1 protein-coding gene is annotated in these 272 nt (G+C 59.2%); it reads right to left on the bottom strand.

The genetic code is table 11. The features are described 5' to 3' along the window. On the bottom strand, window positions 1-245 hold a 245-nt coding region (locus tag KVS69_RS19565; protein ID WP_254622303.1), incomplete at its 3' end, for a PAS domain-containing protein. Window positions 246-272: the final 27 nt, after the last annotated feature.

The following is a 272-nucleotide window of genomic DNA, read 5'->3' as shown; positions in this document are numbered from 1 at the left end:
CTATCGTCCTCGAGCCAGATCTCGGCAAAACCCGCGCCACGCAGCTCCCGGCCGAAGAGATCGCAGATGCGCGTACCGGCCAGACGGAAAACGGGGTAGCCTTCCAACCCGACCGTTGCAATGAAGAGATGCGGGAGAAGATGGCGCAGCGCCGTGGGATCGATCTCGGTGCGCAGCGGAGCTCCGCGATCCCCCTTGAGATCGGTCCAATAGTCGAAGATTATCTGGCTTACCTGATTTCGCATTCACCATCACCTGTCACATTTTGACCC

Origin of the sequence: Stenotrophomonas sp. GbtcB23, assembly GCF_019091045.1 — a bacterium.
GTDB lineage: Bacteria > Pseudomonadota > Gammaproteobacteria > Xanthomonadales > Xanthomonadaceae > Stenotrophomonas > Stenotrophomonas rhizophila_A.
The sequence above is the reverse complement of the archived record's forward strand: the minus strand, read 5'-3'. Positions and strand labels throughout refer to the sequence as shown.